14 protein-coding genes are annotated in these 15,010 nt (G+C 63.5%); 2 read left to right on the plus strand and 12 right to left on the minus strand.

The window, feature by feature from the left end:
* The 7 genes from HP546_RS03805 to HP546_RS03835 all read right to left on the minus strand — a co-directional run.
* Positions 1-993 (minus strand): response regulator (locus HP546_RS03805; RefSeq protein WP_172219834.1); only part of this gene is annotated, 993 nt, incomplete at its 3' end.
* Positions 983-1,831 carry a sensor histidine kinase KdpD gene (locus HP546_RS03810; protein WP_172219837.1) on the minus strand — a complete coding sequence of 283 codons (849 nt, stop codon included), beginning with the start codon at positions 1,829-1,831 and terminating at the stop codon, positions 983-985. The genes HP546_RS03810 and HP546_RS03805, both read right to left, overlap by 11 nt.
* On the minus strand, positions 1,824-2,837 hold the full coding sequence (locus HP546_RS03815; RefSeq protein WP_172219840.1) for an ATP-binding protein: 1,014 nt from the start codon (positions 2,835-2,837) through the stop codon (positions 1,824-1,826). The genes HP546_RS03810 and HP546_RS03815 overlap by 8 nt, the downstream gene beginning before the upstream one ends.
* Complete coding sequence (locus HP546_RS03820; protein ID WP_172219843.1) at positions 2,834-3,238, minus strand: anti-sigma regulatory factor; 405 nt, start codon at positions 3,236-3,238, stop codon at positions 2,834-2,836. Before HP546_RS03820 ends, HP546_RS03815 begins: the two co-directional genes overlap by 4 nt.
* Complete coding sequence (locus tag HP546_RS03825) at positions 3,235-3,597, minus strand: STAS domain-containing protein (RefSeq protein ID WP_172219846.1); 363 nt, start codon at positions 3,595-3,597, stop codon at positions 3,235-3,237. Before HP546_RS03825 ends, HP546_RS03820 begins: the two co-directional genes overlap by 4 nt.
* A gap of 4 nt (positions 3,598-3,601) precedes the next feature.
* Complete coding sequence (locus HP546_RS03830; protein WP_172219849.1) at positions 3,602-4,453, minus strand: STAS domain-containing protein; 852 nt, start codon at positions 4,451-4,453, stop codon at positions 3,602-3,604.
* A 128-nt stretch (positions 4,454-4,581) separates the two neighbouring features.
* Positions 4,582-6,126 (minus strand): MFS transporter, encoded by a 1,545-nt coding sequence (locus HP546_RS03835; RefSeq protein WP_172219852.1) that lies wholly within the window; start codon positions 6,124-6,126, stop codon positions 4,582-4,584.
* Between the two features lie 204 nt (positions 6,127-6,330).
* On the opposite strand from HP546_RS03835, the gene HP546_RS03840 reads away from it, so the two are divergent.
* Positions 6,331-7,200 carry a LysR family transcriptional regulator gene (locus tag HP546_RS03840; RefSeq protein WP_172219855.1) on the plus strand — a complete coding sequence of 290 codons (870 nt, stop codon included), beginning with the start codon at positions 6,331-6,333 and terminating at the stop codon, positions 7,198-7,200.
* Here HP546_RS03840 and HP546_RS03845 read toward each other — a convergent pair whose 3' ends face one another.
* The 4 genes from HP546_RS03845 to HP546_RS03860 all read right to left on the minus strand — a co-directional run bounded on the left by HP546_RS03845 (position 7,201) and on the right by HP546_RS03860 (position 12,930).
* The gene (locus HP546_RS03845) at positions 7,201-8,238 is read right to left on the minus strand and encodes a YhcG family protein (protein ID WP_172219857.1); all 1,038 of its coding nucleotides are present in this window, start codon (positions 8,236-8,238) and stop codon (positions 7,201-7,203) included.
* A gap of 142 nt (positions 8,239-8,380) precedes the next feature.
* A complete protein-coding gene (gene gabP, locus HP546_RS03850) occupies positions 8,381-9,772 on the minus strand; it encodes a GABA permease (protein WP_172219860.1) in 1,392 nt (463 codons plus the stop codon).
* A gap of 439 nt (positions 9,773-10,211) precedes the next feature.
* Positions 10,212-11,558, minus strand: a complete 1,347-nt coding sequence (gene gudD, locus HP546_RS03855) for a glucarate dehydratase (RefSeq protein WP_172219863.1) — start codon at positions 11,556-11,558, stop codon at positions 10,212-10,214.
* A gap of 19 nt (positions 11,559-11,577) precedes the next feature.
* A complete protein-coding gene (locus tag HP546_RS03860; protein WP_172219866.1) occupies positions 11,578-12,930 on the minus strand; it encodes an MFS transporter in 1,353 nt (450 codons plus the stop codon).
* 260 nt (positions 12,931-13,190) lie between these two features.
* On the opposite strand from HP546_RS03860, the gene HP546_RS03865 reads away from it, so the two are divergent.
* The gene (locus tag HP546_RS03865) at positions 13,191-13,892 is read left to right on the plus strand and encodes a FadR/GntR family transcriptional regulator (protein ID WP_172219869.1); all 702 of its coding nucleotides are present in this window, start codon (positions 13,191-13,193) and stop codon (positions 13,890-13,892) included.
* Positions 13,893-13,989: 97 nt separating this feature from the next.
* Here the strand turns inward: HP546_RS03865 and HP546_RS03870 are convergent, their stop codons facing one another.
* The gene (locus HP546_RS03870) at positions 13,990-15,000 is read right to left on the minus strand and encodes an NAD(P)-dependent alcohol dehydrogenase (RefSeq protein WP_172219872.1); all 1,011 of its coding nucleotides are present in this window, start codon (positions 14,998-15,000) and stop codon (positions 13,990-13,992) included.
* Positions 15,001-15,010: the final 10 nt, after the last annotated feature.

The following is a 15,010-nucleotide window of genomic DNA, read 5'->3' on the forward strand; positions in this document are numbered from 1 at the left end:
GGCCGAACTCAGCGCGGCCTCGGCGTATTTGGGCACCATCTCGACACGGTTTTGCGCCACCCGTTTGCGGATCAGTTCCAGGCTGGTGATGATGCCGGTAAGCAGGTTGTTGAAGTCGTGGGCGATGCCGCCGGTCAGGCTGCCCAGGGCGTCCATTTTCTGCAGCTGCAGCAGCTGCGCCTCGGTGCGCTCGCGTTCGGCCACCTCCCGCGCCAGCTGGCTGGTGGCAACGTCCAGGCGGGCCAGGTGCGAGCGCTCGCGGTGACGGTGCTCGGTGACGTCTTCGACGAACACCAGGCACAGCCCCGTCGCCTGGTAGGGTGACAGCTGCCACTCGGTCTCGCGCAAGTGCCCCCGCACTTGCATGCTCAGGGTGCCTTTCCATCGCTCGCCGGCCAACAGGTGCTGGCGCAGGGCATCCAGGGCTGCCGCCTGGCCCTCGGCGAAGCACTCCCGAAGCTGCGCAGCATCACGGTTGTCCTGGGTAAGGTGGCTGAACGCCTGATTGCATTCATGCACCTTCAGTTCTGCATCGAGCACGGCGATGGGGGCCGACACGCTGCTGAAAATCTCCCGGAAGCGCGCCTCGCTCTCACGCAGCGCACGCTCGGCATCACGTACACGCAGCAGGGTGCGCAGGGTGGCGACCAGTACCTCAGGGTCCACCGGGTGGACCAGGTAGGCATCGGCGCCGGCGTTCAGGCCAGTGATGATATCGCCGCTCAGTATCGACGCCGCCGACACGTGGATGACCGGCAGCAGTGCGGTGCGCGCGTCCTCGCGCAGCAACCTGACGATATCGAAACCGCTCATGTCCGGCAGGTTCACATCCAGGATCAGTGCGTCCATCTGCTGGTCGCGGATCATCGCCAGCCCTTCACCGCCCGTGCCCGCCTCCATCACTTCGTAGCCGTGCACCGCCAGGCGCCGGCGCAGGGCGTAGCGGGTGGCGACGTTGTCGTCGACGATCAGCAGGCGCACATCAGGTTTCATCGACGTTCTCCTGGGCCAGGGCCAGAGGAATGATCACGAAGAAGCATGAGCCGACCCCTGGCTCGCTGTGCACACCCACTTCGCCACCCAGCAGCATGGCGAAGCGTTTGCACAACGACAGGCCCAGACCCGTGCCGCGCAGGCGCTTCTGCAGCGGCGAGTCGACCTGGGCAAAGTCCTCGAACAAGGTCCCCAGCAGCTCCTGGGCAATGCCGATGCCGGTATCGTTGACCGCAAAGCGGATCATGTCGTTGCCCAGCAACTCGGCAGACACGCGTACTTCACCGCGGGTGGTGAACTTCAGTGCATTGGAGATGAAGTTGCGCAGGATTTGCGCAAGTTTCTTGTCGTCGGTGTAAAGCCGTGGCAACCCCACCGGCTCTTCGAAAATCAGGTCGACCGCCGTGACATCGACAATCGGCCGGAACATCCCGCGCAAGGCTGCGAACAGGTCGAGCATATCGAACCAGGCGGGCGAAATGGTGATGCGCCCGGCTTCGATCTTGGCCAGGTCGAGCAGGTCGTCGACCATGTCGGACAGCTCGCGGGTGGCGGTGCTGATGAACGTCACCTGGCGGTGCTGCTCTTGCGACAAGGGCCCGTCCAGTTCATCGGTCAGCAGGCCGGTGATGCTCAGGATTGAGCCCAGCGGCGTGCGGAACTCGTGGCTCATGTAGGACAGGAAGCGGCTTTTCAGGTCCGACGCCTGGCGCAGTTGCTCGGCCTGGATGTCCAGCTCGGCGTACAACGCCAGCACGCCCTGGTTGGTTTCCTCCAGTTCGGCGCGCAAGGCGTCGTTCTCGGCCTGCAGCCGGGCTATCAGTTGTGCATCAGACATGCGCGGCCTCCAAATCGACGGCCAGCACCGTCACATCATCGCGGCCTCGGCAGAAATCGCGGTGCAGCACGGCGGTGATCACGGCCGGGTGACGGTGCACCAGGCCAGGGTAGTCCTTCAGGTTCCAACGGGACTGCAGGCCGTCGCTGTACATGATCAACAGGTTTCCATTCAGCTCAGCGTAGTCGAACACCTGGGCTTTCCTGAACTGCCCACCCACGATGCCCGGCAGCGAAGCCAGGCCGCGCACTTGTGCCCCGGCCACCAGGCTTGCACCGATGTTACCGATGCCGGTGAAGCTAAGGCGGTCATGGGCACGGTCATATTGCGCCACCGCCGTAGCCCCACCCCGGGTGCCGGACATGGCCTGGTGCATGGCCTGCAACAGTTGCAACGGGTCGCCATACGGCGCTTCGGCAAATGCGGCGGCGCCCGCCTTGGCCGCCACTTCGGCATCAGGGCCATGCCCCAGGCCATCGATCACCAGTGCACTGATGCATTGTCCATCGATAGCCAGGTGCCAGGTATCCCCGCAGGCGGGGTCGTTGTGCAGGGCATGCTGGCTGACGCCCCAGCGCAGGTCTGCGCCGCGGTCAAGCGTCCTGTGCAGGCGCGCCAGCACCACGGCTCCGCGAGCATCTGCGTACATGTCGAACACCTGGGCCTGACGCACCATGGCCCCCATGCCGATACCCTGGGTGCCCGCCGTCGAATAGCCATCGGCCAGGCAACTGTGGGCATCGAAGCCCTGGGCCCGGTCCACGGTGAGCAGCTCGATGGCGAAGGCGCCTTGCTTACGGGGCAGCACGCGCATGTGCAGCTCGCCATGGCGGGCATGCTTGAGGACATTGCTGCACAGCTCGGTGGCCACCAGGGCCACACGCCCTGCCTCTTCCGGCTCAAAGCCATGTCGCTCGGCCAGCTTTTGTGCAGTACGTCGGGCATGGCCGACGTCGCTGGGGTCGTCCAGGCGCAGTACTTGAGTCGCGGTAGCGTGAATATTCATGCCCATCGGGTGATCGTCACACGCGTGCCCAGGCCGGGGGCCGTGTCCAGCTCGAACTCGTCGACCAGCCGTCGGGCGCCGGTCAGGCCCAGGCCAAGGCCACTGCCCGAGGTCCAGCCATCGGTCAGCGCCAGCTTGACATCGGGAATGCCCGGGCCCTCATCGCGAAACAGCAAGCGCAGCCCTGCACGCCCGGCATCCTCCAGCACCTGCCAGTCCATGTCGCCGCCGCCGCCGTAGACCACCGTGTTACGAGCCAGCTCGCTGACGGCGGTCACGAGCTTGGTCAGGTCCACCAGGCGCATGCCGCATTCACCGGCCAACTTGCGCGCCAATTGGCGCGCCAACACTACATCCTGCTCTATGCGCACAGGATGGCTGCCGCTTTCGCGAACATTCATTTTCGGCTCACACGTTGACGCAGCACTTGCATGCCGCGCTCCACATTCAGTGCCGTACTGACGCCCGGCAGGGTAAGGCCGAGTTCGACCAAGGTAATGGCCACGGCCGGCTGCATGCCGACCACCATGGTTTCGGCATCCATGATGCGCGACAGGCCGGAAATGCTGGCGATCATCCGGCCTATGAAGGAGTCGACCATGTCGAGTGCGGAAATATCGATCAGCACACCTTGGGCCGATGTATGGCTGATGCGGTCGGTCAGGTCTTCCTGCAGCGTCAGCGCCAGCTGGTCGTGCATGTCCACCTGAATGGTCACCAGCAGGAATTCGCCCATCTGCAGGATCGGAATGCGCTCCATAGGCTTATACCTGCTTGCCGATGTCGCCGCCCAGGCGCGCAAGGGCGAGTTTGAGGGCATCCGCAAGGTTGGACTTGGTGGTCAGGGTGCCCAGGTCCAGGCCAAGATGGACGATGGTTTGCGCGATCTGCGGGCGCACCCCGCTGATGATGCAATCGGCGCCCATCAGGCGGATCGCGGTCACGGTCTTGAGCAGGTGTTGCGCCACCAGCGTATCGACGGTCGGAACGCCGGTGATATCGATGATGGCGATTTCCGAGCCGGTATCGACGATGCGCTGCAGCAGCGACTCCATGACGGTCTGGCTGCGTTGCGAGTCCAGGGTGCCAATCAGCGGCAGGGCGAGTACCCCGTCCCACAGCTTGACCACGGGGGTGGACAGTTCCAGCAGCTCTTCCTGCTGGCGCTTGATCACGTCTTCGCGGGTTTTCTGGAAGGTGCGGATGGTGTGCATGCCCATGCCGTCGATCAGCTCGGAGATCGCCCACAGCTGCTCGGCCAGGCGCGCCGGTTCATCACTGAAGTGCGATTGCAACAGGCCGAACAGTGGCCCCTTCAGGGCAAAGATGAAGTACACGGCCTGGTGCGAGTCATGCCCCAGCTGCGCGCGCGAGACGGACAGTTTTTCCAGAAAACGGCGCACCCCTTCCCAGCCCGTTGCAGCCAGGTTGCTGCCGCCTTCGCTTAGCAGGCCCTCGACCAGCAATTGCAGGAATTCGCGGGTTTCCTGTGCGAGTACCTGTTCCTTGATATTACGCGTGGCGCCGTTGGTTTCCAGGCCAGAAAGCCATTCTTTCTGCAATTGCGCCTGGTTGTTCTTGATCGCTTCCGATGTGCTGCCGTGCAGTGCTGCCATGTACCTTAGCTCCTGGGCTGAAAGGCCGGCTTCCCCATAAATTGGCCGGCCTGCTGTGAATGACATTTGCCGGATGAAATAGTTGTGCGCGGGGGACAGTTAATTGCAATGCGCCATCTGAGGGTAGCCTATGCAGCGTCCTGGCCCACCTGCCTGGTATCCGTTGCAAGCGGGATTGGCGGGCGAGACAGCAACAGGCCGACCAGCACTGCGAAGACCAGTGCGGCAATACCTGCGGTGTGCAGCACGGCCTCGAAACCACCGATGAATGCCTGCCGGGCCAGGGGCGCCACGGCCTCGCGCTGGGCGGGTTCGAGCAGCGCCAGGGCGGCCTGCAGGTCGCCTGCGGCAACCCGTGTCGCCATTGCCGCAACCTGGCCCGAGTGCGCGGGTGCCACGGCGGCGATGGCCTCGTGCAACAGCTGCCCGCTACGGCCGGCCAGCACGCCGCCAAGTACACCAATGGCCAGCACGATTGCCCCGAACCGCGTGGTGGTACTCAGCCCCGAGGCCATGCCGGTGCGCTCACGCGGCACGCAAGCCATGATGTTTTTCTGCGTGTCGCCATTGAGCAACCCGGCGCCAGCGCCCAGCACCAGGCTGGCCAGGGCGAACGCGCCATAGCCGCCCTGGCGCGTGGCCCAGGCACACAGCAGGTTGCCCATGCCAACCAGCACCAGGCCCAGCGCAAACACCTGCGCCGGGCTCAGGTGCGCGGCCAAGCGCATGCCAACGCGCGGGGTCAGCAGCATGGCGACGGCAAATGGCAGCATGCCGGCGCCTGCGGCCAGCGCCGACAGCTGCAGGCCGTTTTGCAGGTACAGCGGCAGCAGGGTCATCATCACCTGGGCGCAGGCAGCGTAGGCGAACATGCCCAGCAAGGCGCCGACGAAACGCCCGCTGCGCATCAGCTGCAGGTCGATCATCGGGCGCTGCTGGCTGCGCTCGACCATGACGAACAGGCCGAACAGGAAAGCGCTGATCACCAGACGGCCAAGGGTTTGCGCGCTGCCCCAACCCACCTGGTTGGCATCGATCATCGCCCAGATCAGGTAGCCGAGGCTGCCGGCGAAGGTCAGGCTGCCCCACGGGTCGAGCCGCGCCGCTGCGCTGTCACGCGACTCCTCGACACTGTGCAGCACCATCAGCGCCAACAGCACCACCAGGGGCAGGTTGATATAGAAGATCCAGCGCCAGCCCAAGGTGCTGGCGATCACCCCGCCCAGCAGTGGCGCAAAGGTGATGGTGGCGCCCATGCATGCGCCCCAGAAGGCCCAGGCGCGCATGCGCTCTTGCGGCTCGTGGAAGCGGTTGCCGATCGCCGCCAGGGCCGAGGTCAACAGCAACGCGGCGCCCACACCTTTGGCTGCCCTGGCCAGGTCGAGAAACAACAGCGTGGGCGCGGCACCACAGGCCAGCGAGGCTATGCCGAACAGCACCAGGCCGAGCAGCAGCATGCGCCGCCGGCCAAAGCGGTCGGCCAGGCTGCCGGCCGGCAGCAGGCAGGCGGCGAACGCCAGCAGGTAGGCGCTGACCACCCATTCGATATCGGCGAACGAGCCGGACAGGTCGCGGGCGATGCTGGGCAGGCTGACTGCGACGATATTGGTGTCGAGGATGATCAGGGCGCAGACCAGGGAGGCAGTGAGCAGGGTAAAACGCGCAGAAGGCATGGCAGGGCTCCGGGGGGTGGGCTGGTTCGCCTGAAAGGCGGTTTGCCTGCAGGATCGCCTGGGGCGCAAAGCGGCCCCGCCAATCTCCCAGGTAATCTTTGCCCCCAGGCCACCAGGCTTGTAGTGTTGGCCTCACCATAACGCTGCCAACCCAACGCCTTGTTAGCCTCGGCGGCCCCCGTCATTACCCTGCAGGTAACACCCATGGAAATCCGCCATTTCCGCTATTTCCTCTGCGTTGCCCGCCATGGCCATTTCACCCGTGCCGCCGAGCAACTGGGCATCGCCCCGCCCACCCTCAGCCGGCAGATCCAGGACATGGAGCGCGAACTGGGCGTTCGCCTGTTCGAGCGCAACCAGCGCGAGGTCAACCTGACCGCCGCCGGCCAGGCCCTGTTCATCGAAGCCGAACAGACCGTGCGTCAGTTCGACGCGGCGCAACTGGGGGCACAACGCGCCGCCCGTGGCGAAAGCGGGCGTATCGAACTGGGCTACGTGGCTTCGGCCGCCTACTCGGGCATGCTCCAGCAGCAAGTGCTTCGCTTCAGCGAAGCCTGCCCCGAGGTACGCCTGAGCATGCGCGAACTGCCCATGGCCGAACTGCCCGCCAGGGTTCGTGATGGCCTGCTTGACCTTGCGTATGTGCGCTCGCCGATGGAACTGCCGGAAGAGCTGGAAGCCATTGCGCTGCACCAGGAGGGCTTCGTCCTTGCCCTGCCCGCCCATTCACGGATCAATGAAGTGCCTCAGATCCCGGCATCGCGCCTGGCCAATGAAACCTTCATCCTGCCCGAGCAGATATCCGGCACGCTGGAGGTCGCCGCGCAAGGTGGCTTCGTCCCGCAGCTTGGCCCGCAGCCCGGCAGCCTGGTGGCGGTGATTACCCTGGTGTCTCTCGGCCAGGGCATCGCCGTGGTGCCGGAATCGGTGGTGCAGCGCATCTGCCTGCCGCAGGTGAACTACCGGCGGATCGTCGACTGCCACGCCAGTTCATGGCTCAGCCTGATTCACCGGCGCTTCGATAAAGCGCCGGCGGTGATGCGTTATGTGCAGAGCGTGAAAGGCGGTGCCTGATCAGTGATCGCCTGCAGCACCCAAGGCGTAGAATTCATGCAGCTTGGCCTGCAGCAAGGCCTTGTCCGGCAAGCGTGTCTGGTACTCCGCAATCAGTGCTGGCGACAAACTGCGATTAAGTGCGTACTCGACCACCTCATCGTCCCTGCTGGCGCACAGCAACACGCCAATCGCAGGGTTTTCATGCGGCTTGCGCTCGTTTCGGTCAAGCGCTTCCAGGTAGAAATCGAGTTTGCCCAGGTACTCGGGCTCGAAGCGGCCGACCTTCAGCTCTATCGCTACCAGGCAGTTGAGGCCGCGGTGAAAGAACAGCAAATCCAGTGCGAAGTCGCGGCCACCGACCTGAAGCGGGTACTGAGAGCCGACGAAGCAGAAGTCGCGGCCCAGTTCGATGAGGAACTGTTTGAGCCGATTCATCAGCGCGCCATGTAGGTCTGCTTCTGCATGATCCCCCGTTAGCCCGAGAAACTCCACCATGTAGGCATCCCGAAAAACCTCCATGGCTGCCGGATAATCTTGACGCAATACTGCCGAAGCCCTGGCCGGGTTTGCGACACTGCGTTCAAAAAGCGAGGCCTTGAGTTGCCTTTCCAATTCTCGGCTTGACCACCTTTCCTGAATCGCCATGCGCAGGTAGAACTCGCGCTCCTGAGTGAGCTTGCTCTGGCTGAGAATCATCATGTTGTGGGTCCATGGCAATTGTCTCAGCAGTGCCGAGACTCTTTCGTCATGGCGATAGGCTTCATAAAATTGGCGCATCCGAAACAGGTTAGGTCTCGTAAAACCTCGTAGCCCAGGCTGCGTTTGGGCAAGATGAGCAGCCAGCTGACTGACCACCGAATCGCCCCATTCCGCCCGCTCCAGCTTGTGGCTGATGTAGGCCCCAACCTGCCAGTACAGGTCGATCAATTGCGTATTGACCGCCTGCACCGCACGCTGCCTGGCATCCTGAATCAACCTGAGCACTTCCTCGAAACGGTCATCCTTTACCGAAGGAAGGGCCACCGGCGCTTGTGGTTCTTGTTGTTCAGCGCTCATGCATCGACTCCCTTTTGAATTCGCCAGGAAGTCTACCCCCGGTGAGCCGTCACCCCGCCACCGGCAGCACCTCTGATTTGTTTCAAAAAGCAAAGGGCACCCATCCACTGGTGCCCTTCGCCCTACCGTAAGGTGAACCCGATCACCCCATCGACCGCGCCCCTACAGGTTGCGCATGGCCCCGCGATGTCACGATCCCCAGGAAGGAAATGACGATTGCCAGGCCCAGCGTCGAACTCACTTCTACCCGGTGCTCCGGGGTGTACATCATCACCGCCAGCGCCCCGGCAATGAAGATGATCACCGCCCAGGTGAGGTAAGGGAACAGCCACATGCGGAACTTCAGCTCGGTGTTCTCGCGCTCCAGGCGGCGGCGCATGCGCAGCTGCGAGATGGCGATGACCATGTACACCAGCAAGGCGATGGCGCCGGAACTGGCCAGCAGGAACTCGAACACGCCTTTCGGTGCGAAGTAGTTGAGGATGGCAATCGCCGCGCCGATCAAGGTACTGCCAAAGACCGCAGAGCGCGGTACGCCTACCCTGGAGGTCTTGTTGAGGAAGGCCGGGGCGTCACCGCGCTTGGCCAGCGAGTACATCATGCGCGAGGCGATGTAGATCGACGAGTTCATGCAGCTGGTCACGGCCACCAGCACCACCAGGTCGACCATGAACGCGGCGTTGGGGATGTTCATGATTTCCAGCGCACGCTGGTAGGAACCCACCACCGCCAACTGCGGGTCGTTCCATGGCACCACCGAGATGATCACGAAGATCGACAGGATGTAGAAGGTGCTGATGCGCCAGATCACCGAACGCGTCGCCTTGGCGATGTTGCGCGACGGGTCGCTGGACTCGGAGGCAGCGATGGTCACCGCCTCGGTGCCGATAAAGCTGAACATCACGGTAATGAACGCACCGATCACCGCCGACCAGCCGTTCGGGGCGAAGCCGCCGTGCTCGGCGATCAACCCGCTCAGGCCGCTGACCTCGCGGTTGGGCAGCCAGCCCATCAGGGCAGCGAAACCAAGGCCGATGAAGCCCAGGATCGCCGTGACCTTGAGGATGGCGAACCAGAACTCGAATTCACCGTACTTGGCCACGCTGAACAGGTTGGTGCAGGCCAGCAACAGTACCGAGGCCAGGGCAAAGATCCAGCTGTCCACCTGAGGGAACCAGGCGTTCAGCACATGCCCGGCGGCCAGTGCTTCGATCGGGATCACCAGTACCCAGAACCACCAGTACAGCCAGCCGATGGTATAGCCGGCCCAGCGGCCGATGGCCTGGTCGGCGTAGGTGGAAAACGATCCGGTATCGGGGTGTGCCACGGCCATTTCGCCGAGCATGCGCATGACCAGGACTACCAGGGTCCCGGCCACGAAATAGGAAATTATGGTTGCGGGCCCGGCCGCCGCAATGGCGTGCCCAGAGCCTACGAAAAGTCCGGCGCCGATGATGCCGGCGATGGACAGCATCGTTACATGACGTGGCTTGAAACCTTGTGCAAGGTTGCCATCAGATCCCACGGTGTTCATTGATGTTGTTCTCTTTTTGCTGACACAAGGATGGGGGCAGGCGTAGGCGAAAATATCTCCTTTGAAATCAATAAGTCGACAGGTTGCTCGGGTTCTGTTGATGTTCTTTGGTGTGCGTCACAGAGCAACGTGCCAGTGCGGTTCGGGGTTCATTTAAGCTCCGCAGGGCTGTGGGAAATTACACGAGAACGCCCCGGAACTGTTCGATCACGACAGGGCCTTTCCATTCACGCCAGATGTCGCGAATGGCATGTCCGATTGCGCCACCGGGTCATCTGGCGCTTTTGTTTTTCATTTGAATGTGTGTTGCCTGCCCTGGCCCTATCGCCGGCAAGCCAGCTCCACCTCGACCGCATCGATTTGATGCCATGCGCACTCTTGGTCGGATACAAAAAAGCCCCGGTCTCCCAGGGCCTCCTTGCAACACCTCGATGCTGGCTCACCTGACCATGCAAGGCCGCTTGTTGTCGAAACTCCACCCCGAAATCAGGAACTGCATCGCCACACTGTCATCCCGCGCTCCCAGGCCCATATTGCGGTAGCACTCATGGGCCTTGGCCAGCTGGTCTTCATCCAGCTCCACCCCCAACCCCGGCCGCGCCGGCACCCCCACGTGCCCGTCGACGATGCGCAGTGGCTCCCGGGTCAGGCGCTGGCCGTCCTGCCAGATCCAGTGCGTATCGATCGCGGTGATCTCGCCCGGCGCCGCAGCCGCCACCTGGGTAAACATCGCCAGCGAGATGTCGAAGTGGTTATTCGAGTGCGACCCCCAGGTCAGCCCCCAGTCATTGCACATCTGCGCCACCCGTACCGAGCCCTGCAGGGTCCAGAAATGCGGGTCGGCCAGCGGGATGTCCACCGACTGCAGCTGGATGGCATGGCCCATTTGCCGCCAGTCGGTGGCGATCATGTTGGTAGCCGTGGGCAAACCCGTAGCGCGACGGAATTCGGCCATCACCTCGCGGCCCGAGTAGCCGTTCTCGGCGCCGCACGGGTCTTCGGCATAGGCCAGCACATCGTGTTTGTCGCGGCACAGGGCGATGGCTTCCTTGAGTGACCAGGCACCGTTGGGGTCCAGGGTGATGCGCGCTTCGGGGAAGCGTTCGGCCAGCGCCGTCACCGCTTCCATTTCTTCTTCACCTCGCAGCACGCCGCCCTTGAGCTTGAAGTCGCTGAAGCCATAACGCTGCTTGGCCGCTTCGGCCAGGCGCACAACCGCCTCCGGGGTCAGGGCCTGTTCGTGGCGCAGACGGAACCAGTCGTCATCGGCATCCGCTTCGTTGCGGTAGGCAAGGTCGGTCTGCTGGCGGTCACCGATATAGAACAGGTAGCCGAGCATCTTCACCGCATCCCGTTGCTGCCCCTCACCCAGCAGTGCCGCCATGGGCACATTCAGGTGCTGGCCGAGCAGGTCGAGCAGCGCCGATTCGACAGCCGTCACCGCATGCACGGTGATACGCAGGTCGAAGGTCTGCAGGCCACGCCCGGCGCTGTCGCGGTTGGCGAAGGTCTGGCGCATGGCATTGAGCACGCGCTGGTAATGACCGATCGGCTGGCCGACCACCAGGCTGCGGGCGTCTTCCAGGGTCTGGCGAATGTTCTCGCCACCAGGCACTTCGCCCAGGCCGGTATTGCCGGCGCTGTCGCGCAGCACCACCACATTGCGGGTGAAGTACGGGCCATGGGCGCCACTGAGGTTGAGCAGCATGCTGTCGTGGCCGGCCACGGGGATGACGCGCAGGTCGGTGACCACGGGGGTGCTGGTGTGCAAGGTCTGCATGTTCATGATTGTTGTCTCGCAGTCGTCAGTGGGTCTGGCCCAGGGCCGAAGGGGCCTTGAGTGGATCGGCAGGCACGCCCTTTGGGCGCGTGCGCACAAAGAAGATGGCGATGGCCGCCAGCACCGAGGTCACCGCCAGGCCGTACAGGCCGCCCTGGATCGACCCGGTCTGCTGCTCCAGCAGGCCGAAGGTGGTGGGGGCAACGAAACCGCCAAGGTTGCCGACCGAGTTGATCAGCGCGATTACTGCCGCGGCGATGCGCGCATCCAGGTAGCCCTGCGGGATTGGCCAGAAGAGTGACGACGCCGACTTGAAGCCGATGGCGGCGAAGCACACGGCAACGAAGGCGAACACCGGCCCACCGGTGGTGGACATGAACATGCCAATGGCAGCGATCAGCAGCGCACCCGCGACCCAGGCCTGCTGGAACTTCCAGCGTGCAGACCCTGCGGCGAAGGCATACATGGCCAGGATCGAGATCAGCCACGGGATCGAGTTGAAGAACCCTACCTGCAGGTCGTTGAGGTCGCCCATGCGCTTGATGATGCTGGGCAGCCAGAAGGTCGCGGCGTAGATGGTCAGCTGGATGCAGAAGTAGATCAGGCAGAACAGCACGATCTGGCGGTCCTTGAGCAGGCTCCAGGACGACACCTTTACCGCGCCGACGGCTTCGCGCTCACGCTGCTCGCGGTCGATGGTATCGACCAGCGCGTCCTGCTCGGCCTTGCTCAGCCACTTGGCGTCGTGGGGCTTGGAGTCGAGCCAGAAGAACACGAAGAAGCACAGCGTCACCGAAGCCATGCCTTCGATGAACAACATCCACTGCCAGCCATGCAGGCCCAGGCCCTGGATCTGCATCAGCGCCCCGGCCAGCGGCCCGGAAATCAGCGAGGCCAGTGCCGAACCGCTGAGGAAGATGGCAATCGCCTTGCCCCGCTCGGCCGCCGGCAGCCAGCGGGTGAAGTAGTAGATCACCCCGGGGAAGAAGCCCGCTTCGGCGACACCCAGCAAAAAGCGCAGCACGTAGAACTGGGTTTCGGTCTGCACAAAGGCCATGGCCGTGGCCACCAGCCCCCAGGTGAACATGATGCGGGTCAGCCACAGGCGTGCACCGACCTTTTGCAGCAGCATGTTCGACGGCACTTCGAACAGTGCGTAGCCGATGAAGAACAAGCCGGCGCCAAAGCCGAAGGCAGCGGCGCTGATGCCCAGGTCGCTTTCCAGGTGCGGGCGGACGAAGCCGATGTTGACACGATCGAGGTAGTTGACGATGAACATGATGACGAACAGCGGCAGGACGTAGCGCTTGACCTTGGCCAAGGCACTGGCCAGCGCGTCGCCTTCAGCCCGTGCAGACGGAGCGAGGGTGTCGTTCACTTACGAATCTCCCACTAATTGTTTTTGTGCGGGTCGAGGTTGTCTGACATGACAGTGGGGTGGAGCATATGCGCAGGGAAGTTGTACGACAAGATGGCGATTAGCGCTTAAAACCCAAAATACAAGCTGTCACAATGCTAACTTGCTTCGATCATGCGGTAACAGCTCATGGATCAGCGAAGCCTGATTACCGAAAAACCGACAAAAAATATTTTTATCGATTAACTTGTCGTACAAGCACAACAAGAACGGACCGCCACATGGAAACCACACCCGTCCATAAACGCGGCCACAGCCGCGCCCATGACCTGGTCTCGAGCCTGACTCAACAGATTTTGCTCGGCACCTTCAAGCCTGGTGACAAGCTGCCTTCGGAGAACACCTTGGTGCGCGAGCATGGGGTAAGCCGCACGGTGGTTCGCGAAGCCTTGTCGAAGCTGCAGGCCTCGGGGCTGGTGGAGCCACGCCACGGTATCGGTACCTTCGTGATGGAGCGCCAGCCCCAGGCTGGCCTGCGCATCGCCGCGGAAAGTGCGGCCAATGTGCGCGACCTGCTGGAACTGCGCATTGGCCTGGAAGGCCAGGCCGCCGCCCTGGCTGCGCTGCGCCGTGATGAAGGGCAACTGGCACGCATGCGCCAGGCGCTGGATGACTACCAGGATCTGGCCGCCGCGGGCGACAGTTGCATCGAGGCCGACCGGCGTTTTCACCTGTTGATCGCCGAGGCCACCGGCAATCTGTATTTCACCGAAATGCTGCTGCAACTGGGCAATGGCTTGATCCCGCGCAACCGCATGGCCCAGGCTGAGCGTGCCGGGTCCAGGCTGGCGCGGCAGGCGTACCTGGCCAACCTGGAGCATGAGGCAATCCTCAATGCCATTCGCCGGCAAGACCCGGATGCAGCGCGCGCGGCGGTGTGCCTGCACCTGTCCAACAGCCGCGATCGGCTGCTGCCGGAATAGGCGCCGTCACGCTACCCCGCGTGCACCTGCTGGCGTACCGCATCCTCGGCGAATGGATTGGCTTGCAGGGCGACTGTTACATCCAGCCGCCCGCACTTCACCAGGTCAGGCAGATCTTGCCGAAGTGGCGGTTGCTCTCCTGGTAGCGGAACGCCTCGACGATCTGCTCCAGCTCGAAATGCTTGTCCACCACTGGCCGCAAGCCGTTGGCATCGATCGCCCGCACCATCGCCTGCTGCTGCGCGCGGCTGCCCACCAGCACGCCTTGCAGGCGAATCTGCCGCACCAGCGCCTGCACCAGCGGCAATTGCCCGGCCACACCGGTGAGAATGCCGATCAGCGACACATGCCCGCCAATGCGCGCGGCAATCATCGATTGTTCCAGCGTCGCCGGTCCGCCCACTTCGATGACATGGTCGACACCGCGGTTGTCGGTCAGCTCGCGCACTTTCTCACCCCAGGCCGGGGTGCTCTTGTAATTGATCAGGTGATCGGCACCCAGGGCTTTCAGGCGCTCGAGCTTGGCGTCGCTGGACGAGGTGGCGATGACCGTGGCGCCGGCCAGCTTGGCGAACTGCAGGGCAAAGATCGACACCCCGCCAGTGCCCTGCACCAGTACCGTGTCACCCGGTTTGAGGTGATCGTCGCTCATCAGCGCACGCCAGGCGGTAAGCCCGGCAGTGGTCAGGGTAGCGGCTTCGGCGTGGCTGAAACCCTTGGGCGCCAAAGTGAACGAGGTGGCGCGGGCGGTGACCTGCTCGCGGGCGTAACCATCGAGGCCATCACCGGGCACCCTGGCAAAGCCTTCGACATTGGCCTGGCCGTCCAGCCAGTCGGGGAAGAAGGTGCTGACCACGCTGTCGCCTACCTGGAACTCGGTGACGCCGGCACCCACCGCAAGCACTTCACCGGCGCCATCGGCCATGGGAATGCGCCGCTCGCTCGGGCCCCACATGCCACTGACCACCGCGAAGTCGTGGTAGTTGAGGGAGCTGGCGTGCAGGCGCACGGTGATCTCGCCGGCCTGTGGTGCAGCGGCTTCGCTGGTGCCGACCTCGACCTTGTCGTAGCCGCCGCCGGGTTGTACGTAGATGGCCTTGCTGGTCATGGGTGGGTCT

Origin of the sequence: Pseudomonas sp. CM25 (genome assembly GCF_013179705.1) — a bacterium.
Classification (GTDB): Bacteria; Pseudomonadota; Gammaproteobacteria; order Pseudomonadales; family Pseudomonadaceae; genus Aquipseudomonas.